Below are 23,507 nucleotides of genomic sequence, written 5' to 3'. Positions count from 1 at the left end.
AAATAAAAACACAGCGAACTTTAGAAGTAGTTCGCTGTGTTAAAAAAACTAGCTAAGCCCTAACTTGCGGCGCAGGTCTTCAGCGCGTACACCGAGAACCAGGTCTAACTTGTGGCTCTTAAGCATTAAGAGGAGGTACACCCATACCGCAACGGCAACTACCAAGAGGCTAATGACAATTGAGCCGAGCAGATTAGGCATGGGCAGGAGATAAGCTAGAATCAAGTAGAGCAGCCCTGCCACAAGGAACATAATAAAGGCAGAGAGAACAATCGGTAAACTTTCATTTAGGAGTTCCCGGTAGCGGAAGCCAACTAAACGATGGATGTGGTAGAGATAGTAGAGGGAAATCGTTGTGAAAGAAATAATCGTTGCTAGCATAGCCCCAGGTGTTCCGAGGAAGAAAATCAAAGGATATTGCCATACTAACTTCATCACCAAACCCAAAGCTAGGCCGATTACCGCTTGCTTATGGTGGTCCATTGCCTGTAAGACGGAGACTAGGACCGAGTAAGCGCCCATTCCCAGAGCGGTGAAGCAAGAAATTCTCAAATACATGCTCCCCAGGGCATCCGGCCGATAAACTAAATTATAAACGGGGCCGGCCAAGATAAAGAGACCTAGCGCTACTGGCAACATAACCATTAAGAAGAGTTGCAAGTTATGAATGACCAAGTGGCTAGTCTCGCTTAGAATAGGTTGGCTAGTTGATCGCTCCTGGTGGTCTAATTCCCGTGAATAAGTATTCGCAATCACTGGGATAGATGTTGCTCCAATAGCCAGGGCCAGGGAGACAAGGACAGTCACTAATTTATTAATATTAGCGGAAAAGATCCCGTATTCGTAAATGATATCAGCCTGCCCTAAATTGCTCACCTTCTCCATGATAGGCATGAAGGTATTGGTATCGATCAACTGGGTTAGTTCGATACCAGAGCCTGTAATGATAAAAGGAATAGCGATCATAATAATTTCTTTGATCATCCCGGACGTTTTGACCTGGTAGCTGGCCTTCTTAGTCAGTGACACCGGATACTCCTTGCGGTGGCGCAAATAATAGAAAGCTAGGGTCAAAATGGCCACTGCCCCACCGATAAAGGCGGCAAAGGTCGAATGGCTAACCGCCGTGACAACAGAGCCATCGAAGATGCGACGGATGACATAAACCGAAGCCAGCATATAAGCCACACGGAAAAATTGTTCCGTAATCTGGGAAATGGCACTTGGCTTCATATCCTGATGTCCTTGGAAGTAGCCCCTAAAGATAGAAAGTAAGGGGAAGAGAACCAAAGCAGGCACTAAAGACCGAATAGTAAGAACAGCATGGCTGACCTCCCGTGTTGGCGTCGATTCTGCCAGCCAGGGCGCTGCGAAGAAGAGGACGAGGCCCGAAACGAGGCCCATCACTAACATTAGAATGGTCCCACTCCTGAAGAGCTGCTGGCTCGTATCATATTGCTTACGAGCATTGTAGTAGGCCATCTGTTTAGCGATGGCTGAAGGCACACCGGCTGTAGAGATGACCAAAAAGATTGAATAGTATTTATAGCCGATATCATAAAGGGCATTGGCTTCGGCCGCGGTTTGGGGATCTCCCATCCAGCGGACCCAAGGAATAATATAAAGCAAGCCGAGTAATCTGGAAGCAAAGGTCCCCACTGTCATCCAGGCTGAGCCCGAACTCATGCGCTCGGCAGCATCCGAACGAATCGGAGCTTGTTCGTTTTCCATTTAATATTCCAACTCTCTTTCATTGGATGAACCAAAGTTAATTTAAACATTAACTACATGATATATAATTCAATTTCACTTTGCAATAACTTGCCTGTCAAATTTACAGAATTATAAGGTCAAGAGAAAAGATATGAGAGTGTGACAAAAGTCGATCAGGCCTGAACCACTGGAGCGAACTATGAGAAAACGTTTACTAACGATTTCTCATAGTTCGTGAAGTGGATGTCAGGCCTGACTTTTGGAGCAGGTTTTTGAGAAACGTTCGCTATTTAAAAAGAGGTTGGAACTTTTGTCCCAGCCTCATCATCTCATTTAAGTTATGCATTTGCTTTTTTTTCTTGGCGGACCATGGCAGACAGGTCACCGAGCAAGGTCTCAAAGGCCAAACCTTCCCGGTCCACATCAGGTTCATCAATGGAACGGGCCAAGGCCTGACTAACCTTCCTGACTGCTAGAGCAGAAGCATCAGCCAAGCTAAAGCCATTGACCAAAGCTCCCACCAAGATACTACCAAAGATATCCCCTGTGCCATGAAGTTTGCGACCAATAAAATCAGACTGTTTGAGCCCTTCTTCATCCTTATCGGCATCATAATAATGGGCACCGGTTTGCCCCTCCCCATCATAGCCTGCCCCCGTTAAGACCAAAGAAGTCTTCTTAACCTGGTTGCAGGCATGGACGAATTGCTGGAAGAGCTCATCTTCAACTAAGCCTTCTTGATAAGGCAAGCCATAAATCAGGCTGGCCTCCGTCTGGTTGGGCATAATCAAATCAGCAATATCGCATAAGCTGCGCATCTTATCGGCATAAGCCTGGTCAAAACCAGGATAGAAAGCCCCATCATCGGCCATAACTGGGTCTAAGTAGAACTTCCCCCCTTCAGTCAGCAGGTCCGGAAGGGTCTCTAGTAAGAAATCGATCTGCTGGATATTTCCCAGGTAACCGACATAGACTGCATCGAACTTAAGGCCGTAAGTCTGCCAATTTTTAACAATTTTAGGCATTTCCTGGCTGAGGTCGAGATAGGTATAATTCTCAAAACCAGGTCCAGTATGGGTGGACAAGAGGGCCGTGGGAAGGATAGTCCCAGTCAACTCCATACTAGAAAGGATAGGCAAGGCAACAGTGGTTGAACACTTACCATAGCAGGAAATATCATGAACAATTAAAACCTTTTTCACACAATCTCCCCTTAGTTGGCCACAATATTAACCAGTTTATTTGGTACGGCGATCACTTTGCGGATGGTTTTCCCTGCGATCTCAGCTTGGATCAGTTCGTGAGCTTGAGCACGTTCAGCCAATTCTTCTTTCGGCAAGTCTGCAGGCACTTCATCATGGGCCTTGATCTTACCATTGACTTGATAAACCACTTCAATTTGGTCGTCTGCCAAGAGGCTTTCATCATATTCTGGCCATGGCACATAAGAAATACCAGCTTGGCCAGTCAAACGTTCCCAGAGCTCTTCGCCCAAGTGAGGGGTAATTGGTGCAAGTAATTGAACAAAGCCCTTCATGTATTCAAAAGGTAGGGCTTCTGCCTTGTAGGCTTCGTTAATGAAGACCATTAATTGGGAAATTGCTGTATTAAAGTGCAATTTCTCAAAGTCTTCTGTGACCTTCTTAACGGTTTGATGGTAAACCTTGTCTAGTTCGCCCGTATTAATGGTTGTGATCCGGTCGCGCAGCTCGCCTTCTTGGTCGATCATTAAACGCCATACCCGGTCTAAGAACTTGCGGGAACCTGCTAAGCCTTCTTCACTCCAAGCGATAGAAGCATCTAGAGGGCCCATAAACATTTCATAAAGGCGGAGGGTATCTGCCCCATAAGCTTCCACCACATCGTCAGGGTTCACCACATTGCCTTTTGATTTAGACATCTTTTCATGGCCTTCACCCAGGATCATCCCTTGGTTGAAGAGTTTTTGGAAGGGTTCCTTGGTTGGGACAATGCCTAAGTCGTAGAGGAATTTATACCAGAAGCGGGCATAGAGCAAGTGGAGAACCGCATGTTCTGCCCCACCGATGTAGAGGTCCACATTGAGCCAGTAGTCAGCTGCTTCTTCGCTAATCACGGCTTGGTCATTATGAGGATCACAGTAACGTAGGAAGTACCAAGAAGACCCTGCCCACTGTGGCATAGTATTGGTTTCCCGTTTGCCCTTCATCCCTGTTTCTGGGTCTGTGACATTGAGCCAATCTTCAAAGTTAGCCAGAGGAGATTCACCTGTCCCACTTGGTCGAATATTTTCGCCCTTAGGTAAGAGCACAGGCAGGTCTTCTTCCTTAACTGCTGTTGTCGTTCCGTCTTCCCAGTGGATAACAGGGATGGGTTCGCCCCAATAACGTTGGCGTGAGAAGACCCAGTCGCGTAGACGGTAAGAAACCTTGGCTTCGCCCGCGCCTTTTTCTTCCAAGACTTCAATGGCTTTCTGGATGGCTTCTTCCTTATCTAGACCATCTAATTCAGCGGAATTGATATGTTTACCGTCACCGGTATAAGCTTCTTCATCGATATTGCCGCCTTCAATGACTGCTTTAATCGGAATATCGAACTGCTTAGCAAATTCATAGTCCCGGCTATCGTGAGCAGGAACAGCCATAATAGCACCGGTCCCGTAAGACATCAGTACATAGTCCGCAATCCAAACTGGAACCTCTTCTCCACTCAAAGGATTTATCGCATAAGCACCCGTAAAGACGCCGGTTTTTTCCTTAGCTAGGTCAGTCCGTTCCAGGTCCGCCTTGTGAGAAGCTTCTTCCACATAAGCTTCAACTGCTTGGGCTTGGTCAGCCGTCGTAATCTTCTTCACTAAGGGATGTTCAGGGGAGAGCACACAGAAAGTTGCTCCATATAGGGTATCTGGCCGAGTAGTAAAGGCTTCAAAACTTTCATCACTATTCTTAATTTGGAAGTTGACTTGGGCCCCTTCTGACCGACCAATCCAATTGCGCTGCATTTCCTTGATGCTTTCTGGCCAGTCGAGGTCATCTAAGTCTTCTAATAAACGGTCCGCATAAGCCGTAATCCGTAGCACCCATTGTTTCATAGGACGGCGCACGACTGGGTGGCCCCCCCGTTCGGAAAGTCCGTCGATGACTTCTTCATTGGCGAGCACAGTCCCTAAGGCCTCGCACCAGTTGACCATAATTTCATCTTCATAGGCCAGCCCCTTCTCATAGAGCTTAGTAAAGATCCACTGGGTCCACTTATAGTAATTGGGGTCCGTCGTGTTCACTTCACGGTTCCAGTCATAACTAAAGCCGAGTGATTTAATTTGATTCTTAAAGGTTTCAATATTTTGTTCGGTAAATTGGGCCGGATCATTCCCCGTATCCAAGGCATATTGTTCAGCTGGCAAACCGAAAGCGTCCCAGCCCATAGGATGGAGCACATTATAGCCCTGGGCCCGTTTCATCCGTGAAACAATATCTGTGGCTGTATAACCTTCTGGGTGACCCACATGGAGGCCAGCCCCAGATGGGTAAGGGAACATATCCAAGGCATAATATTTAGGCAAGGAATGGTCCTCTAAAGTCTTAAAACTGTCATCTTCTTCCCAATAGTCTTGCCATTTCTTTTCAATTTCTAAATGATTAAATGTCATCTTCTTCTCCTTTTCTATATCGATACAAAAAGCCCTAGCAAATTTTGCTAGGGCGTCTTTTACGCGGTACCACCTAAGATAAAACAACTTCTCATGGCCTTAACGCGGACGAAACGCCATAGCTTCGCCAGTCGCTTAGCTATGGAGGTCTGTTAGATGAGTTCAACAAATGCCATGATATGCTCCCAGCTAACGCATACTCTCTTGACATGGCAAAATTGCCTACTACTTCTAACCCTTTTATCATATGGACTCATTGTATCACAGGATCGTCTCCCATGCCAAGGCCAAGTTTCTTCTCATAAAAAAGCCAAGCCCAAGTTAAGGACCTGGCATCACAACTTCTCTCGCCTCAGCCTATTTACCAGGAATGGTTAAGCTTTGACCAGGCAGGATCAGTGAATCTTGTTTCAAATTATTAGCTGCTAAAAGCTCATTTAGCCCTACCCCATGGTTAACTGAGATCCGGTAGAGATTGTCTCCCGCCTGGATAGTGTAGGCTTGGCTTTGAGCTGCGGCTGGACTGCTACTTGTTTGGCTTGGGCTGGCCGCATTGACTGACGCTTGGGCTGGAGTCTGTGCTTGGCTACTTGCTTGAGCTGGAGCTGCCTGGCTAGTCACTGCTTGAGAAGCAGGAGCAGCTTTAGCAGGCGATTGGCTCAATTTCAATTCTTGGCCGACATAGATGTTAGCCCCAGTGAGTCCATTCAATGCCTTCAATTCTTGGACCGTCATGCCATTAGCTGAAGCAATCCGCCAGAGGGTATCACCCGCCTGAACCTTATGCCCGATAGCAGCCGGTGTCGTTTGGCTAGATGGTGCTACAGGACGGCTTGTCGCTGGTGATTGTGTCGTTTGCTTAGCGGTCGTCTGACCACCAGAAGTGGAGAAGACTTGGCCTGGATGGATTAAGTTAGACGATAAGCCATACTGCGCTTTAAGAGCTGAAACAGTCGTTCCTAGATTACGAGCAACGGTGTAAAGGCCATCACCTGGCTTAACCGTATAGGACTTGCCAGTCGACTGGCTACTTGCTTGCTTAGGCGTTTGCTGACTTGGCGCTGGCTTAGACGCTTGGCCGGTATTGGCAGACCCTACACTGAAAACTTGACCTGGATGGATTAAGTTTGACGTTAAACCATATTGGGCCTTGAGGGCAGAAACGGTCGTCCCCAAGTTTTGAGCGACTGTATAAAGGCCGTCGCCTGGCTTAACAGTGTAAGATTTCCCAGTAGATGGCGTATTTGTCTGCTTAGTAGCTTGACTACTTGAAGCTGGCTGAGCCTTTTGATTGCTAGTGGAGGCTCCCACGCTGAAAACTTGCCCTGGATGGATTAAGTTTGACGTTAAACCATATTGGGCCTTGAGAGCAGAAACGGTCGTCCCTAAGTTTTGAGCGACTGTATAAAGACCGTCGCCTGGCTTAACAGTGTAAGATTTCCCAGCAGATGGCGTATTTGTCTGCTTAGTAGCTTGACTACTTGAAGCTGGCTGAGCCTTTTGATTGCTAGTGGAGGCTCCCACGCTGAAAACTTGCCCTGGATGGATTAAGTTTGACGTTAAACCATATTGGGCCTTGAGGGCGGAAACAGTTGTCCCTAAGTTGCGCGCCACTGTATAAAGGCCATCCCCTGGTTTAACCGTATAAGACTTGCCAGTACTTTTCTTTTGACTAAGGTTTTGACGGGCTTGGGTCTTAACGGAAGCTGTACTGCCTCCTTGGTCATAGGCAGTCAGGCCATACGTTTCGATCAAGTTGTTTAGCTTGGGACCATAAGAGGTATCCGTCGCATAGCGGCCGGTTAGCCAAGCTGTCGCATCACGATAGGAGTTGGTATTCGATTTCCATGCCCCACTGTAGAAATTAGAGTTAAAAGAAGGGCCGTTCTTCAAGAGACCCACATAGTCAATTAAGGACTCACGATAAGATGGATAAGCTCTAAAGCCGTCACGGATCCCATAATAAGAACCTGAGCCATTATCTTCAAGGGTATTCATCACGACTGAATTGCCTTGGTAGTTTCCTTTGATACCGAAGAGATTGTTATAAGGTGCTTGAGATAAACTACTTGATCCCCAGCCTGATTCAAGGACGGCTTGAGCAATCATCACAGAAGCATAGAGATCATTTTGACCTGCAAGTTCGGTGGCGTGGGGAATCACTTTGTTTAAGAATTGATTGCTTCTGGTCGAAGTGGCTGTGACTGCGACTTGGTCTGCAGACACGGTTTCTGTTAGGTCGGCACTGACTGCTGCCACAACAGCTGCAGACCCACAGATTAAGGCACCAGTTTTCAAAAGTTGAGCTTTATTTAATGTCAATTTCAACGTGTCAGCCTCCTGTTTAAATTTACTTGTTTCTATTATAATTCAAATCTAGCTAAAATGGGGTGAATTTAATAAAAGTATGGACTTTTAATATTTGTAACCTTTTTGTAATCTAGGAGGAAATGCTATAATAAGCCTAAGCTTTGAACTCCAATTTAGAATCGAGGTTGCAATTCATGCATAATATTATCCAAATCTACCACCACATCATAGAAGAGAGCCTAAGTCCCGGTATGACAGCGCTCGATGGCACTGCTGGAACAGGCCAAGATACTGCCTTTTTAGCTCGTCTAGTTGGCCAAGAGGGTAAGGTCTATGCCTTCGATATCCAAGCTGAGGCGATCCAACGCAGCCAAGAACGCTTAGAAAAAGAAGCATTGGACCAGCAAGTGACTCTCATCCAAGCGGACCATGCCTGCTTGGACCAGTATTTGCCAGAAGGCCTTGCTGTCGATCTGGCTTGCTTTAATCTAGGCTACCTGCCCGGTACGGACAAGGCCATTATCACGCAGGGCCAATCAACTTGTCAAGCCTTGGATCAATGTTGCCAGTATCTTAAAGCAGGGGCTAAGATTCTTGTCGCCGCCTACCTAGGACATCCAGGAGGTATGGAAGAGTATGAGACGGTCTGCCAACACCTGAGCCAGTATCCTCAGGAGGCTTTCAATATTAGCCAAGTTCAGTTCATTAACCAACGCAATCTCCCACCCCGGCTGATTATTATTGAAAAGAGAGGAGGAAATGCGCATGACAATCATTAAAAAGCTAGCTAATTTTAAGGTCTATAGCTTGGTTTTAGCCAGTCTATCAGCCCTAATCCTGGCCTTCCAAGTGGACCAGTGGCGCTGGCAAGCCTGGGCCTTGATTTTGCCCTTCCAATGGCTCTTAACCGAACTTTTCTATTGTTTTACAGACGGTAAAGAACTTAGTCTAGTCAAGAACATCAAGGGGCTCATCCTTGCCGAAGTTCTTGTCTGGCTGCTCTTCATATTGGCCTATTTTGAATTTGGTTGGCCGGTTCCTCGCCTCCTCATCCTCTCCTACCTTTTAGTCCACTCCAGCCTACTCAGCCATAAACTGGTCAAGTTAATGCCCCACCTGGCCTATGTTGCTAGCCTCATCATCTATACTTACCTTATTCTCTATACGAATAGCCAGCTAGTTAGCCACCAATACACCGCTTTCTACCTCGCCCTCTTTCTAGGCCTGGCTGCTCTCTTCACGCGCTCGGAAGTCCAAGATCCTATCTTTGTTGGTGAAAAGAGCTTCTATCGATTCTTGGGCATTCTTAGCCTCATCTCGAGTTTGATCCTGGCTAGCTTTCTTCTTCCTCAAGGCGCTTGGTTTATCCTCATCGCCTATCTTCTCGCCCTCCTTATCCAGTACGACCACAAACAGGCTCTCAAAAAGAGAACTGCTAATCAATAAAAAGTTTTGGGTCTCCTCAGCCATAGCTGGGGAGATTTTTGTTTTTATCTTTTTGATATCTCACTTGATGAATTAATGGATCGATGGTTTATATATCTATAAGGAGGCAGAAAAATGACAGATAACTTACCCCTCATTCTTCAATTCAAAGACCTTGATAAAGAATCCCGGCCCCGTGAACGACTGATTGCTGGTGGAGCTGAACGCCTTGCTGATTATGAATTGTTGGCTATCCTCTTAAGAACAGGAAGCCGCCAAGCCTCGGTCTTAGACTTAGCCGTGCGCGTCCTGAAGTATTACGAAAATCTCTATGACCTGCGTTATGCGTCCATCGAAGAGCTCACTAAGATTCCTGGCATTGGCCAAGCCAAGGCGGCCGAACTTCTGGCTGCCCTTGAATTTGGCAAGCGGGTCAACCAAGCCCAGTGTCCAAAATTTGGTCAGATTGGTTCTAGCCAAGAGGCAGGCAACTGGTTGCTCAATGAGATGCGCCACTACAAACAAGAACATGTCTTGGTCCTCTTTCTAAACACTAAGCATGAAGTAATCCGCCAGCAGACCATCTTTATTGGCTCCTTAAACATGAGCGTGGCCCACCCCCGAGAAATCTACCACGCAGCCGTTCGCTGCTGCGCAGCTCGCATTATCGTTGGCCATAACCATCCTTCAGGCAACCCCTCTCCTTCCCAGGCTGATATCGACTTTACCCAGCGGCTCCTAGACTGCGGCAGCTTACTAGGCATTGACCTACTCGACCATATTGTGGTAGGGAGTGAAGACTTTGTCAGCCTACGCGAGTTCGGTATTTTTTAAAATAAATCTAAATTGGGGTCTTATGATTTGCCCAACTTATAAACTACTGATATAATACTAGTCAGTGACCTTTAGGATTTTAATTTAAAAGTTTTAACTAGCATTAAAACGGCTAATTTTTCCTCTTAAGCTTCACTAAATATTTTATTGTGCCAAGGCACAGGGAGGATTTTATATATTATGGAACAAGGAACAGTTAAATGGTTTAACCCAGCAAAAGGTTTTGGCTTCATCGAACGTGAAGGTGCTGACGATGTCTTCGTACACTTCTCAGCTATCAACGATGAAGGCTTCAAAACACTTGAAGAAGGTCAATCTGTTGAATTTGAAATTGAAGAAAGCGACCGTGGCCCACAAGCGGCTAATGTCAACAAATTATAATTCTTCAAAAGGGCTCTCAGGAGCCCTTTTTTATGCCCAAAAAGGCCGCAGGAGAAGGTACTAAGCCCTTTCCTGCGGCCTTTTTCTAAATTTATTGCTACCTCGTCTATTCAACGGTTACGGATTTGGCTAAGTTTCTTGGTTTATCCACATCATAGCCTCGTTCAATGGTGGCGTAATAAGCGAGAAGTTGAGCGTAGACAATGCTCACCAACGGCAAAAGACACTCTTCTACCTGCATCACCAGCAATTGGTCCCCCGGTTTTTGGCAATTTTCGCTGGCAATATGGATAACTTGAGCCCCGCGCGAGCGGACTTCCTCCACATTACTCCGCACCATTGCAGCCGTTTTCTCTTGGCTAATCAGCGCAATGACCGGCGTTCCTTCCTCAATTAAGGCAATGGTCCCATGCTTCAATTCACCAGCCGCAAAGCCCTCAGCTTGGATATAAGAAATTTCCTTTAATTTAAGGGCTGCTTCCAAGCTAGAATAATAGTCCAATGACCGCCCAATATAAAAGGCAGTCGATTGGTCGGCAAAATACTGACGGGCTAGGTCATGGCAGCGGTCTTTCTCACTCACAGCTGCTTCCATGGCCTGGGCCACCCGTCCCAATTCCTGCTTCATGTCGAAGGCGAGCTTTTCGCCTTTTGCTTGGGCCAAGGCATCGGCAAGAATGGCCAATACCGCAATTTGTGCTGTGTAAGCCTTAGTCGAAGCAACCGCAATTTCTGGTCCCGCATGGAGGAGGAGGGTATCGTCCGCTTCACGCGACAAGGTAGACCCTGGCGTATTGGTAATCGTTAAAGAAGGATAGCCTTCTTCATTAGTCTGAACCAAAACTTGCCGGGAGTCAGCAGTTTCCCCAGATTGAGAGATATAGATAAAGTAAGGCTTCTCACTCAATAAGGGGCGGTCATAGGCAAATTCCGAGGCGATACAAACCTCAACCGGAATCTTAGCCAAGGATTCAATCAAGGCCTTACCCATTAAGCCAGCATGCATCGAAGTCCCCGCCGCAATGATATAGAGGCGGTCGGAAGCTTGGATCTTTGCCAGAATATCAGAATCTACACTTAAATTCCCCTGGTCATCACTGTAGGCTTGGACAATCCGGCGTAGGACTGCGGGTTGTTCATCGATCTCCTTGAGCATGTAATAAGGATAGGTTCCCTTCTCCAAATCATCCGCATTGAGACGGGCAGTGTAAGCTTGCCGTTGGACCGGCTGACCAGCTGCATCTTGGATATGGTAGGCGTCGGCTTCCAGGTCAATGACCTCTCCATCATGGATTTCTAGGTATTGGTCGGTCAATTGAATGGCCGCCATAGCATCAGAAACCAAGCAATTAAAGCCTTGACCGAGCCCCAATAAGAGTGGACTCTTGTTCTTAGCCGCGTACAAATGATCAGGATTCGTTTTATCCAAGAGCACAAAGGCATAAGAGCCCTCAACTTCTTTTAAGGCACGTAGGAAGGCTTCCTGACCGGACAGCTGATCTTTTTCGGCGAAGTAAGCGATCAGTGCAACGACCACTTCCGTATCCGTTTGGCTCTTAAAGGGATAATCTGCTAGATATTTTTCTTTGACTTCCTGGTAATTCTCAATCACTCCATTGTGCACGAGGCTAAAACGACCATCCGCAGATTGATGGGGATGGGCATTGGCCTCGCTAGCCACACCATGGGTCGCCCAGCGGGTATGCCCAATCCCAGCACTTGCTGACGGGCCAGCTTCGACCTTATCCCGCAAGGCTTGGATCGGTCCAGCTGCTTTAAAAAGCCGACCTTGACCTTGAGAATTAACAGTAAAAATCCCCGCTGAATCATAACCTCTGTACTCCAGACGTTCTAGCCCGTTTAAGAGGGCCTCTGTGACGTCCCCCTGACCAATAAATCCAGTAATTCCACACATATAAATTTCCTCCTAAAGTTTAGAATAACTAGATCTTCCAGCATCTGGCCTGCCCCTTGTGTATTTGAGGGCCTGCCTATAGACCATGCAGCCTCTGAACCATCCGCCGATTATTCGATAAGTTCAGTCCTCGTCACCTATTCCTAGGCCTGGCGCTATCCCTATAGGATTTCCTTAAATGAATTAGAAGATCCCTTCTATTTTATACTAAGCTTTTTTAGCTTGTCAATCAATTGCCATAAAGCGTATTAATTGAAAAGGCTGGGAGCTTCTGTCCCAGCCTTTTCATTATTATAAATCTAAGCTTTTAAATCTTCGATACGTTCCAGGGTAGCTTGAAGTTTTTCTTGGTATTGGCTACCTTTTTCCCGTTCCTTAGCGACAACTGCTTCAGGAGCATTATTAACAAAGCCTTGGTTGGCTAATTTCTTCTCAACTCGGGCAACTTCATCCCGCCATTTATCGGCTTCTTTTTCAAGACGGGCAATTTCTTCGTCGAGATTTAAGAAACCAGCTAGAGGAAGGTAGACTTCCCCTGCATCAAAGAAGAGAGTCATGGCCTTATCGGGAACTTCTAGGTCTGTCGCAATGGTAAGGTGGTCAGGGTTCAGGAAGCGGTCCAGATAGGCGCCATTAGCCTCTAACGTGTCCTTAGTGGCCGGACTATCCGCCTTAATTTGGATATCGATCGCCTTAGAAGGTGCCACATTATTCTCATTCCGTGCATTACGGACCGCACGGATGAGGCTGATTAGAGCCTCCATTTGCTTGGCTGCTTCTTTATCGATTTGATCCGCTTGAACTTCGGGATAGGCCGCAGTCACGATGCTACTACCTTCATGGGGCACATTTTGCCAAATTTCTTCCGTAACAAAAGGCATGATCGGATGGAGCAAGCGCAGGATTTGGTCAAGGGTATAGGCAAGAACTGACCGGGTCGTTAACTTAGCGGCTTGGTCATCGCCGTTCAAGACTTCCTTACTCATTTCAATATACCAGTCACAGAAGTCATCCCAGATGAAGTGGTAGAGTGAGCGTCCAGCTTCTCCGAACTCAAAGTTATCGAAGTTGCGGGTGACTTTTTCAATGGTTTCATTTAAGCGGGTGAGGATCCACTTGTCGACGATGTTCGTCACCTGGCTCAGATCAATCTCATCATAGCTGAGCCCGTCCAGGTTCATCAAGGCATAGCGGCTGGCATTCCAAATCTTATTAATGAAGTTCCAGGCAGCCTCTAGTTTTTCTGGATAGTAACGGATGTCCTGACCAGGTGTCGACCCAGTTGCTAGGAACCAGCGAAGGGCATCTGCTCCGTATTGGTCCACCACATCCATTGGGTCAACCCCATTACCCAGAGACTTAGACATCTTGCGGCCTTCTGAATCGCGGATCAAGCCATGGATCAAGACATTTTGGAAGGGACGGCGACCAGTAAATTCCAGGGATTGGAAGATCATCCGGCTGACCCAGAAGAAGATAATGTCATAGCCTGTTACCAGGGTGTTGGTTGGGAAGTAGCGTTGGTAGTCCGCTGCATCTTCATCCGGCCAGCCCATAGTAGAGAATGGCCAGAGCGCACTGGAGAACCAGGTATCGAGGACATCTTCATCCTGGGTCCAGTTTTCTTCGTCAGCAGGAGCTTCCATGCCGACATAGATTTCCCCTGTTTCATTGTGGTACCAGGCTGGAATTTGGTGGCCCCACCAGAGTTGACGTGAGATTACCCAATCATGGACATTCTCCATCCAAGAAATAAAGGTTTGTTCAAAACGTGGAGGATAGAAATCTACGCGGTCTTCCGTTTTTTGGTTGGCCAAGGCTTTCTCAGCCAGCGGCGCCATCTTCACAAACCATTGGGTCGATAAGCGTGGTTCAACAACGGCATCTGACCGTTCGGAGTGCCCCACACTGTGGACCATTTCTTCAATTTCAACCAAGCTGCCATCCGCCTTAAGGTCCTCAACAATGGCCTTGCGACACTCTTCCCGGGTCATGCCCTGGTACTTGCCGGCCTTTTCGTTCATGCTACCATCGGCATTCATCACATTAATCCGCTCCAGCTGGTGGCGGTTGCCGACTGCGAAGTCATTCGGATCATGGGCTGGTGTAATCTTAACCACCCCGGTCCCAAATTCGCGGTCTACATAGCTATCTGCGATCACAGGAATTTCCCGACCGACTAAGGGTAAAATGACCGTCTTCCCGATATAGTCTTGGTAACGTTCATCGTCAGGGTGGACAGCTACAGCCGTATCCCCAAGCATGGTTTCGGGCCGGGTAGTTGCTAGGCGGAGGCTGCCAGAGCCATCAGCCAGGGGATATTCCAGGTGGTAAAAGGCCCCCGCATCATCCTTATAGACCACTTCGATATCGGACAGAGCCGTCTGGAAGACCGGGTCCCAGTTGATAATATATTCGCCGCGGTAGATCAGTCCCTTCTCATAGAGGGTCACGAATACCTTACGAACTGCCTCAGATAAACCGTCATCTAAGGTAAAGCGTTCGCGGTCATAATCAACTGAAATCCCCATTTTGGCCCATTGCTTACGGATGGTTTCAGCATATTCTTCCTTCCACTCCCAGGTCTTATCGATGAAGGCTTCCCGACCTAGGTCATAGCGAGAGACATTTTCTTCCTCGCGCAATTTTTGTTCGACCTTAGCCTGGGTAGCAATCCCGGCATGGTCCATCCCAGGTAGCCACAAGGTGTCATAGCCTTGCATCCGTTTCTGGCGGATAATCATATCTTGGAGGGTCACATCCCAAGCATGGCCCAGGTGGAGTTTACCCGTCACATTGGGTGGTGGAATCACAATCGAATAAGGCTCTACATCAGGATTGGCATTGGGCTCAAAAACCTTGGTATCCAGCCATTGGTCATAACGGCCAGCCTCAACTTCATTGGGCTGGTACTTTGTTGGCATATCAATTTCTTGCATGACAGACTTCCTTTCTTACTTGACAAGTTCTCCGACAGGCAGGTGTCCCTTCATAAAGAAAAACACCCCATCCTCCGAAAGGGATAGGGTGTAAGTTTACACGGTGCCACCTAATTTTTTGACTCGAAGATAACGGCCTTAAACCGGACAAATATGTCAGTTTGCAAGCTACACCCTAAAGATCTGCCATGGGTTTCCACCAAGCCCCACTCGCTTAGGACAGATGATTTTAAGGCCTCTTGCGCATTACTTTTTTCATATCACTATGCTAAATTGTAACAGTTTTTTAGTTATTTGGCAATTCTTCTTTCCAGGCCTGGGCCAAGTTGGACTGGCGCTTGGGCATTTTAGAGACAGCAGGATGTCCCTCGACATAAAAGCGTAAGTGCTTATCTGTCCAGTCCCCTTTATTAGGAATCCCAATACGAGCTGATGAGGCGATTCGCCGAGGATAGCGCCGCTGATCGAGGTCTATATAGAGAGGACGCTCTTCTACTGATGTGCCATAGTCTCGTTCTTTGTCAACTGCAAGCGCTTGGCAAAGCTTCCCCGGGCCATTAGCTAATTCAAGGCCTGTTTTCTGACGGCGCTCGGTCATAAGGTCAAGCCCTTGTGCTGGCTCCAGAGCACGGATTAAGACTCCTTGTGGAATGCTTGGAGATTGGGTGATCATATTTAGACATAATTGACCGTGGATATTATAAATATAGAAAATGCCAGCCTCGTGGTAGAAGGCTTCCGTGCGCGCTGTCCGCTTACCTCCATAAACATGGGCTGCTCGGTCGTTATGACCCAAATAGGCCTCCGTTTCCACGATCCAACCCGCAGTCCGTCCCTCTGCTAGGTCGCTAACCAATAGGCAACCGAGGAGGTCTTGTGCTATGTCAATCGTCGTCAGATTAGGATCTTTAAAGAAGGTCGCTTCTCCCACTATGCATCACGGCGTTTAATCCGCCCGTCCCATTCTCTGAAGCCCCCTTGGAGGATATAGAGATCAGTAAAACCGGCCTTATAAAACTTAGCTGCAGCTCGGCCGGCTAAGGCTACCCCATCATCATAAAGATAAATAGGTTGGCTCTTGTTGAATCCTGGAACCCCTTGTTGGAGACTGGAATAAGGGACATTCCGTGCCCCAGTAATATGGGCCGATCGAAACTCATTAGCTTCACGCACATCCACCACTTGGGCCTGGCGCATGCCGGCTTCAAAATCTTCCTGGGATAGGGTAGTTGCTACCTGTTTTCGCTGCCACCACTGGTAGGCAAGGTAGATCCCGTAGCCTAGGATAATGGCTAATAAAATGTATAAAATAATATTTTGACTCATAGTATCTTACTCCTTTAGATCATTTTGGATAAGGGAAGCTGCTCCGATCATTCCCGCATCATTGCCCAGGCTGGCAATCTTAATCTCAACGCTTCCCTTAATACCTGGGTAGAGACCAGCTTCAAAGGCCGGTTTCAGTCCCTGGATTAAATAATTTCCGGCTTGGGCCACCCCGCCACCTAAGAGAATACATTGAGGATGGACGGAGTTAGCGATTTGACTGAGGCAGCGCCCTAAATAAGTGAGACATTCTTCCACAACTGCCTGAGCAAAAGCATCCTTAGCCCTAGCTTTTTCAAAAATTAACTCGGCATCAATTCGGTCAGGATGGGCTTGGACAAAGCTCTTGAAGGAACTTTCAGGGCTTTCCTCTTGTTTGGCACGGGCCAAAGCTGTTTGACGGAAGCCGGTTGCTGAAGCAATGGTTTCAATACAACCCCGGTTGCCACAGGTGCAGAGAAAGCCTTCCGGATTAGCCTGGATGTGTCCGATTTCCCCGGCGTTACCCGCGCCAACCAGTAATTGGTCGTTAACAATTAGGCCTCCACCAATGCCCGTACCCAAGGTGACTAGTAAGAGGTGACGGTAGTCTTTACCAGCTCCCTTGGCATGCTCCCCGAGGGCTGCCACGTTAGCATCATTTTCCAAGGCCACTTTCACCCCAGGAAAGACCTCCTGGAAGGCCCCTCTGATGTCTTGGGCTTTGGCCCAGCCCAGGTTAAAGGCCCCTTGTACACTACCGGCTTGGCGGTCAATGCTGCCAGGGGTCCCCATGCCAATCCCAATCAAATCACTCGAAGCTAACTTGTGTTCCTGAAGTTCGCTTTGGATAGAGGCAATTAAGTCAGGGATAATGGCTTGCCCGCCATTTTTAGCATTTGTCGCGACTTGCCAGCGCCCCACTTTGTCAAGCTGGCGGTCAAATAAAGCCAGTTTAGCAGAAGTGCCTCCCAAGTCTATTCCTACAATATATTCAGCCATTTGAATGTCCTCCTCTTTCAATCAACACATACTAAAATAATAGCTGGTAAATGCCAGTCTTGGCAAGAATGAAATAAACGATGGCCACATACACAGCGAGTGCTAAGACGATTTGCCAAATTTTAACTTCATTTTGCTTCTGAGCAAAGATAAAAGAACTCAACAAGCCTCCCAAGGCCCCGCCTAAGTGCCCTGCAATATCCACATTAGAAGCCAAAAGATTTAAAACAATGTTCATAGCAATAAGTGTCTTATAAGTTCGTCCTAAAGCTTCATAGTAAGGATTATTGGGATGCATGTAGGCTTTAACAATAAAGAAGGCAAAGAGGCCGAAGAGGGCCGTTGATGCCCCGGCTGAGATAGCAGCTGAGAACTGGTAGCTCATCAAGTTCCCCATCAATCCAGAAAGTAAATAAATTACCAAAAACCGCCAATGACCCACGATACTTTCGACCATGGGACCCAAGTAGTATAAGGTAATCGAGTTAAAGAGCAAATGAGTAAAGCCAATATGGATAAAGATAGGGGTCAGCAGTCGCCAATACTGGCCGCCCGCAATCAAGGCATTCACCTTGGCTCCAAATAAAACTAAAATGTCCGCTCGCTCACTGCCTCCCAACCAGGTCATTAATAACCAAACAATAATTTGGATGGCTAGTAGGCTATAAGTAACAATGGGCTGCTTTTGCTTCATAACATCCTGCCTTCCCTTTAAGGTCCATAGATTTATTATAGAGTAGCTTCTTGTGAAGGTAAAATAAAAAGAGGGAAAAGCACTCTCCCTCTTTGCACCGGCTCATCACAGAGAGGAGCACGGCATGACTTGTCTGAAACTTATTTCTTAACTTCGCGGAATAAGCAGACACGTTTTAATTTTGGACTATATTTCTTTAATTCTAAACGATCAGGATTGTTACGTTTGTTTTTTTCAGTTAGGTATAAACGTTCACCCTTGCATTCAGTATTTTCTAAAAGAATGTTAACGCGCATTGGACTACCTCCCATTGATTTGATTTCATTTGCTCTTTTTTAGCATACCACAATATTTTAGCATATGATTTAAGACTTTGCAAAATGATTTTTCTAGTTGTCTGATCCTTGGCTGGCTTCTTGACTCTGGTCTGCTTCATTTTGTTTTGTATTGTGACCAAAGTAAGCTGATAAAACATCATAGCCTACACTTTGAGCGTCGACATCCGCAGCCGATGAAGACTTGGCAGGGATAACAATTGAAATGGCAATGCGCGGATTGTCATAGGGAGCATAGGCCACAAAGGTCGAATTGACAATTCCGCGTTCATTGGTTTCTGCTGTCCCGGTCTTAGCGGCGACAGGCACTGGGAAGCCCCCAAAGAGATCATTACTCAAGCCATCTGGATCTGCTACAACCGCCCGAAAGCCTTCTTGGATGGCTTGGATGGCGGCGGGTTCGACCTGGACTTCATTGAGAAGACGGGGTTGGCTCTTGTAGATCAACTGGTTAAAGTTTTCTTTAGCGTTTTGGCTGGTATCCGTCTTTTCAATCGACTTCATTAAATGGGGGGCATAGCGTTTACCCCCGTTGGCAATGGTTGCCACATACTGGTTGAGCTGCATGGGGGTATAGGTATCGAACTGGCCGAATGACATGTCTAAGTAGTTCCCTGGAGCAGATTCTCCACCATTCAGACCGGTGGATTCATTCTGAAGATCAATACCGGTCTCAACTCCTAGGCCAAATTGAGCATAAACATGACGCAATTTGTTCCCTAAATTAGGATCAAGGTCTACCAGAGACATCCCATCTGTGTATTCTTGCATGCCACCGATCGCCATAGCCACCCGAATCATGTAAACGTTAGAGGAGATAGCTAGGGCCTTGCGGTCATCCAAAACGACCCGGCGGCTTGGATCAAAAGCATACCACCAAGACGCTTTGATTGGCGTCCCTGAGAAATTCAAGGCCTGGTCGACAAAAGTATTATCTCCCCCTGGTTCAAGAACATCATAGTAGTAGCCGGCCGCAATGGTAGCTCCCTTCACGGTTGACCCCATTTCAAAGGAAGCGTTGATTGTTCCTAAAGCATCATCGTAGAGCTTACCATCTTCACCCCGGCGCTTGCCGCCCAGAGCCAGCACCTCGCCATTGCGTGGGTCTGTTGCGACCACATAAATCTGATTATTTTCGCCAGTAGACTTATTTTCTAAATAGTCTTCGGCGATGGCTTCGACTTGCTTCTGTAAGTTGGTATCGATGGTTAGGCGGAGGGTGTTTCCGATATCGCCAGAGTATTTTTGCCGATTTTGGACCAATTCACCATTCTGGTTGACCTCGGTCTCATACTTGGCCTTGGCCCCTCGCAAGTCTGCTTCATACATTTCTTCGAGATAAGATTGGCCGACCCGGTCATTGCGGGCATAGCCCTTGGCCAGGTAGCGATTAGCCCGATGACTTGGCAGCCCCTCTTTCTCGGTCGTAACAGAGCCTAGAACACTGCGCAGGAGGTCTTTTTCAGGGTAAACCCGCTTCCAATCAATGGTTGTTGTCACCCCAGGCAGGTCAGCGCTGTGCTCGCTGACTCGAGCTACTTCTTCATTAGTCACATTCTCATGCTTAATCAGGGTTGTGCTGAAGGCATAGGCGCTATTCATTTGCTTATAGATCGCGGCAGCTTCCTTATCTTGGTCAGATAACTTGTCCAAGTCTTCTGACTGGATACGGTTGAGCTGGGCATCATAGAGTTGTCCGCCCTTCAAGCGTTTCTCCTCACTGGATAAACGGTCATTAAGTTCATCTTCATGACTTGCTGCCCAATAGTCTTTCAGGTCACGTTCGGTTAAGGCTTCCGTATCCATTTCAATGAAGTCGGCTAACTTACGTGCCGTCTTAGCCATATCTTCCCCACTGGTATTCTTGCCCCGTGTGTAGCCGATTGCCTGTAAGCCTTCATTATCAACTAATTTATGGCCATCTCGGTCGACAATATAACCACGAGGCACACCCTCTTTAGCTACATTTGTCTCCGTTAGATGGACCAATTCCTCGAAGGTCTGACCATTGACTAACTGCAAATAACCCAAACGGAAGATCAAGAGGGCAAATCCAGCAAAAACTAGGACCAAAAGAATATTCAATCGATTTAAATAACGATCCCAGTGCGTTTCTTTGCGCTTAACTTGCTGCTTGTCCAATTCTTCACCTTCTTTCAGACATTTATTATAGCAAATGGACCGTTTGAATGAAAGCCGCAGGACCCATTTTTATCTTAAGCTTAAAGGATAAAAGGTCTTGGCTATTCGCCCTGCTTATATTAAGATTAAATGAAGACGTGATTCTAAGAAGGAGGTCCCCATGAATCTGATCAGTCGCTACTACCAGACCCTGAAAGAAAATATCCACCAGCATCCCCTAGCCTGGTCCTTAGTGGCCAGCTTTGGCTTACCTTTTGTCATCCTTATGGTCTTTTATTTCTTTGGTCTAGGTCTTTTTCCTTTCGGGGATGGAAGTCTCTACACTGTTGATTTGGGCCAGCAATATATTGACTTCTATGCCTATTACCGCAATGTTCTCTTGGGACAATGGGACCAAGCCCTCTACAGCTTCCAGAAAGCCCTAGGAGGAGAAATGATTGGGACCTGGACTTATTATTTAATGAGCCCCTATCTACTTATCTTGCTCCTCTTTCCCAAGTCTTGGATGACCCTGGCCGTAGCCCTAATCATTGCAGCTAAAATCGGAACGGCTGGTGCCAGCTTCCAATACCTCCTGGCTAAGCACTACGGCGACATCTCCTGGCGGTCGCTTAGCTTTGCCTTTGCTTACGCTCTGATTGGCTATGTCTCTGCTAACCAGCTAAATGTCATGTGGTTAGACGCCTATGCCTTCCTCCCCTTAGTCGTCTACGGCTTGGAGAAGCTCCTAAAGAAAGGTTCATGGCCCGTCTATATCCTGAGCCTGGCCTATATCCTCATCGCTAACTATTACATGGGCTACATGGTCTGCCTCTTCCTAGCCCTATACATGGTCTATGCCCTCATCCGCGACTTTTCCTGGCCCAACTGGCAGGCCAGCTTGAAACAAGTCTGGCGCTTTACTTGGACTTCTCTAGCCGCAGCTGGCCTAGCTGCCCTAGTCCTCCTGCCGAGCTACCAGGCACTCAGTCTAAGCAAGGGCACCTATGCGAGTGAGGTTAACTGGGAATGGGAACTGGCCTATCCAATCCAGGATCTTTTGAGCAAATTTTACCTGGCCCCCTTTAACTTCGACCAGATGCCTGAGGGCCTGCCCAATGTCTATATCGGTAGCCTGGGCCTAATTGCTCTCGCCCTCTACTTTAGCCAAAAGAAGATTCCCCGCCAAGAAAAATGGGGGGCTGGGCTGGTCCTCTTCCTAGTCATCCTATCGATGAATGTCAAAGCCCTCAATATAATTTGGCATGGCTTCCAGCCCCCTATCTGGTACCCCTACCGCTTTAGCTTTGTCTTCAGCTTCTTTTGTCTCTTCCTGGCCTACCGGGGCTACCGACACTTACGCACCTTCCATCTCAAGACAGCCCTTATCCTCTTGGGGCTTTTCACGGCGTCTACGGTCTATGTCCTCAGCCAAGGCGAGCGTTTCGACTACCTGCAGGGGCCCTATATCCTAGCTAGCTTTGTACTCTTCATTCTCTTTAACCTGATGCTATTCTTTATCGACCGCCGTCCTACTTGGTCAACTTTTCTCATTTATTTGCTCACGGTTGTGGAACTTTCCGCTAATACTTGTCTGACTCTGTCAGCTATCTCTTATCTCAGTCATTCTGAAGTCGCGGACTACAATCAACTGACCGAAGACTTCATTGAAGAGCTCAATCCTGCTAGTAAGGACTTCTACCGCATCAGCAAGCTCTTCCAGCGAACCAAGAATGATCCCATGCAGCTCAACTATTACGGCCTCAGCCATTTCAACTCCACCATCGAAAAGTCAACCACTGAGCTCTTCCGCTATCTGGGCCTCCCAACCAGTGAAGGCTTTGTGTCCTATAATAACGGAACTCTAATTACTGATGCCTTCTTTGGTGTCCGTTACTTGGTCGAAAGTAAATCTCAGACGGCAGATCAAAGCAGTAACCAGATCCATCTCCAAGCCGCTAGTAGCCGACCTGATACCAAGCGCTATCCCCTAGTACAATCCGACTCTTATTTAATGGCTTACGAGAACGATAGTGCCCTCCCCTTGGCTTATAGTCTACCTAGGGAGATCTTAGATCTTAAGCTCCACAATGCCTATCCCATCTTGCTCCAGGACCAGCTCCTGCAAGTTGCCAACCGCCAAGCAATTAAGGATTACTACCAGTATTTCCAAGTGGCCTCTTTTGCTGGTCTGGAATTAGATAAGGTAGAGAGTGCAGATCCCAAACAGATCAACACCCACTACCGAAAGACCTCAGATAAGAGCGATGCCTGGATTCATTTCGATATCCAGCTTAATTCCAATGATTCCTATTACTTGACGGTACCTGGCCATCTGAACGAAGATGACCTAGTCTTCTACCTGGATGGCGAGCCCATGGCCTATGAGAAAAGCTTCAATAGTGTCCAAGTCTATAACCTAGCAGCCAATGAAGCTGGTCAAAGCCACCGCTTCTCTATCAAATTGCTGGCGGATGACCTGGACTTAAACAATGTCAACCTCTACCGACTCAACCCAGACCATGTTCGCCAAATGGCAGGTCGACTCCAGGCTTCCGGCCTCAAGATTGATAAGTTCAGCAACCGCCAAATCCAGGGACAGGTCGAAAGCCAGGAAAACCAAGACTGGCTGGTCTTCACCCTTCCCTACAACCAGAACTGGACCTTCTCCGTTGACGGTAAAAAAGTCGCTAGCCAGCCCGTCCTAGACGGCGGTTTCACTGCCATCCCCCTTGGCAAGGCGGGTAAGCACCAGATTAGCTTATCTTTCTGGCCTAGTGCCCTGACTACCGGACTGATCGTCTCAGCAACAACAGCAGGCCTCCTCATCCTCCTCTACTGCAGAGACAAGAAGAAATAAAAACGACAAAAGAGAGGGTGACAAAAGTCGATCAGGCCTGACTTT

The 23,507-nt window shown here is 47.4% G+C and carries 17 protein-coding genes; 5 read left to right on the top strand and 12 right to left on the bottom strand.

Annotated features, from left to right (window positions below; genetic code table 11):
- Positions 1 to 48 precede the first annotated feature (48 nt).
- The 4 genes from HMPREF2626_RS01300 to HMPREF2626_RS01285 all read right to left on the bottom strand — a co-directional run bounded on the left by HMPREF2626_RS01300 (position 49) and on the right by HMPREF2626_RS01285 (position 7,669).
- Positions 49 to 1,731, bottom strand: a complete 1,683-nt coding sequence (locus HMPREF2626_RS01300) for a putative polysaccharide biosynthesis protein (protein WP_070616832.1) — start codon at positions 1,729 to 1,731, stop codon at positions 49 to 51.
- A 320-nt stretch (positions 1,732 to 2,051) separates the two neighbouring features.
- On the bottom strand, positions 2,052 to 2,915 hold the full coding sequence (locus HMPREF2626_RS01295) for a pyridoxamine kinase (RefSeq protein ID WP_070616830.1): 864 nt from the start codon (positions 2,913 to 2,915) through the stop codon (positions 2,052 to 2,054).
- 11 nt (positions 2,916 to 2,926) lie between these two features.
- Entirely contained in the window at positions 2,927 to 5,341 is a 2,415-nt protein-coding gene (leuS, locus tag HMPREF2626_RS01290) for a leucine--tRNA ligase (RefSeq protein WP_070616829.1), read from the bottom strand.
- Positions 5,342 to 5,698: 357 nt separating this feature from the next.
- The gene (locus tag HMPREF2626_RS01285; protein ID WP_070616827.1) at positions 5,699 to 7,669 is read right to left on the bottom strand and encodes a muramidase family protein; all 1,971 of its coding nucleotides are present in this window, start codon (positions 7,667 to 7,669) and stop codon (positions 5,699 to 5,701) included.
- A 176-nt stretch (positions 7,670 to 7,845) separates the two neighbouring features.
- Here HMPREF2626_RS01285 and HMPREF2626_RS01280 point away from each other — a divergent pair, with 176 nt between their 5' ends.
- From HMPREF2626_RS01280 to HMPREF2626_RS01265, 4 genes are all read left to right on the top strand, one after another.
- Positions 7,846 to 8,430 carry a tRNA 5-(aminomethyl)-2-thiouridylate-methyltransferase MnmM gene (locus HMPREF2626_RS01280; RefSeq protein WP_070616825.1) on the top strand — a complete coding sequence of 195 codons (585 nt, stop codon included), beginning with the start codon at positions 7,846 to 7,848 and terminating at the stop codon, positions 8,428 to 8,430.
- Positions 8,417 to 9,097 carry a hypothetical protein gene (locus tag HMPREF2626_RS01275; protein WP_070616822.1) on the top strand — a complete coding sequence of 227 codons (681 nt, stop codon included), beginning with the start codon at positions 8,417 to 8,419 and terminating at the stop codon, positions 9,095 to 9,097. The genes HMPREF2626_RS01280 and HMPREF2626_RS01275 overlap by 14 nt, the downstream gene beginning before the upstream one ends.
- 114 nt (positions 9,098 to 9,211) lie before the next feature.
- Positions 9,212 to 9,910, top strand: coding sequence for a RadC family protein (gene radC / locus HMPREF2626_RS01270; protein ID WP_070616821.1), 699 nt, complete (start codon positions 9,212 to 9,214; stop codon positions 9,908 to 9,910).
- Between the two features lie 180 nt (positions 9,911 to 10,090).
- Positions 10,091 to 10,291, top strand: coding sequence for a cold-shock protein (locus HMPREF2626_RS01265; RefSeq protein WP_067975685.1), 201 nt, complete (start codon positions 10,091 to 10,093; stop codon positions 10,289 to 10,291).
- A 106-nt stretch (positions 10,292 to 10,397) separates the two neighbouring features.
- On the opposite strand, the gene glmS is transcribed toward HMPREF2626_RS01265, so the two are convergent.
- From glmS to HMPREF2626_RS01225, 8 genes are all read right to left on the bottom strand, one after another.
- Positions 10,398 to 12,206, bottom strand: coding sequence for a glutamine--fructose-6-phosphate transaminase (isomerizing) (gene glmS / locus HMPREF2626_RS01260; protein WP_070616819.1), 1,809 nt, complete (start codon positions 12,204 to 12,206; stop codon positions 10,398 to 10,400).
- A 299-nt stretch (positions 12,207 to 12,505) separates the two neighbouring features.
- The gene (locus HMPREF2626_RS01255) at positions 12,506 to 15,145 is read right to left on the bottom strand and encodes a valine--tRNA ligase (RefSeq protein ID WP_070616817.1); all 2,640 of its coding nucleotides are present in this window, start codon (positions 15,143 to 15,145) and stop codon (positions 12,506 to 12,508) included.
- A 286-nt stretch (positions 15,146 to 15,431) separates the two neighbouring features.
- Complete coding sequence (locus tag HMPREF2626_RS01250; protein ID WP_070616815.1) at positions 15,432 to 16,076, bottom strand: DNA-3-methyladenine glycosylase; 645 nt, start codon at positions 16,074 to 16,076, stop codon at positions 15,432 to 15,434.
- On the bottom strand, positions 16,076 to 16,471 hold the full coding sequence (locus tag HMPREF2626_RS01245) for a rhodanese-like domain-containing protein (protein WP_070616813.1): 396 nt from the start codon (positions 16,469 to 16,471) through the stop codon (positions 16,076 to 16,078). The genes HMPREF2626_RS01250 and HMPREF2626_RS01245 overlap by 1 nt, the downstream gene beginning before the upstream one ends.
- Before the next feature lie 6 nt (positions 16,472 to 16,477).
- The gene (locus HMPREF2626_RS01240; RefSeq protein WP_070616811.1) at positions 16,478 to 17,452 is read right to left on the bottom strand and encodes an ROK family glucokinase; all 975 of its coding nucleotides are present in this window, start codon (positions 17,450 to 17,452) and stop codon (positions 16,478 to 16,480) included.
- A 31-nt stretch (positions 17,453 to 17,483) separates the two neighbouring features.
- Positions 17,484 to 18,146, bottom strand: a complete 663-nt coding sequence (locus tag HMPREF2626_RS01235; protein ID WP_070616809.1) for a rhomboid family intramembrane serine protease — start codon at positions 18,144 to 18,146, stop codon at positions 17,484 to 17,486.
- Positions 18,147 to 18,286: 140 nt separating this feature from the next.
- Complete coding sequence (gene rpmG, locus HMPREF2626_RS01230; protein WP_067975665.1) at positions 18,287 to 18,442, bottom strand: 50S ribosomal protein L33; 156 nt, start codon at positions 18,440 to 18,442, stop codon at positions 18,287 to 18,289.
- A 93-nt stretch (positions 18,443 to 18,535) separates the two neighbouring features.
- Positions 18,536 to 20,623, bottom strand: coding sequence for a penicillin-binding transpeptidase domain-containing protein (locus tag HMPREF2626_RS01225; RefSeq protein WP_070616807.1), 2,088 nt, complete (start codon positions 20,621 to 20,623; stop codon positions 18,536 to 18,538).
- 160 nt (positions 20,624 to 20,783) lie between these two features.
- On the opposite strand from HMPREF2626_RS01225, the gene HMPREF2626_RS01220 reads away from it, so the two are divergent.
- Positions 20,784 to 23,462, top strand: coding sequence for a YfhO family protein (locus tag HMPREF2626_RS01220; RefSeq protein ID WP_083294279.1), 2,679 nt, complete (start codon positions 20,784 to 20,786; stop codon positions 23,460 to 23,462).
- Positions 23,463 to 23,507 lie beyond the last annotated feature (45 nt).

This window comes from Aerococcus sp. HMSC062A02 (genome assembly GCF_001809535.1).
Lineage (GTDB): Bacteria > Bacillota > Bacilli > Lactobacillales > Aerococcaceae > Aerococcus.
Note: the sequence above shows the minus strand (reverse complement) of the source record. Positions and strands in the feature narration are given on the sequence as shown.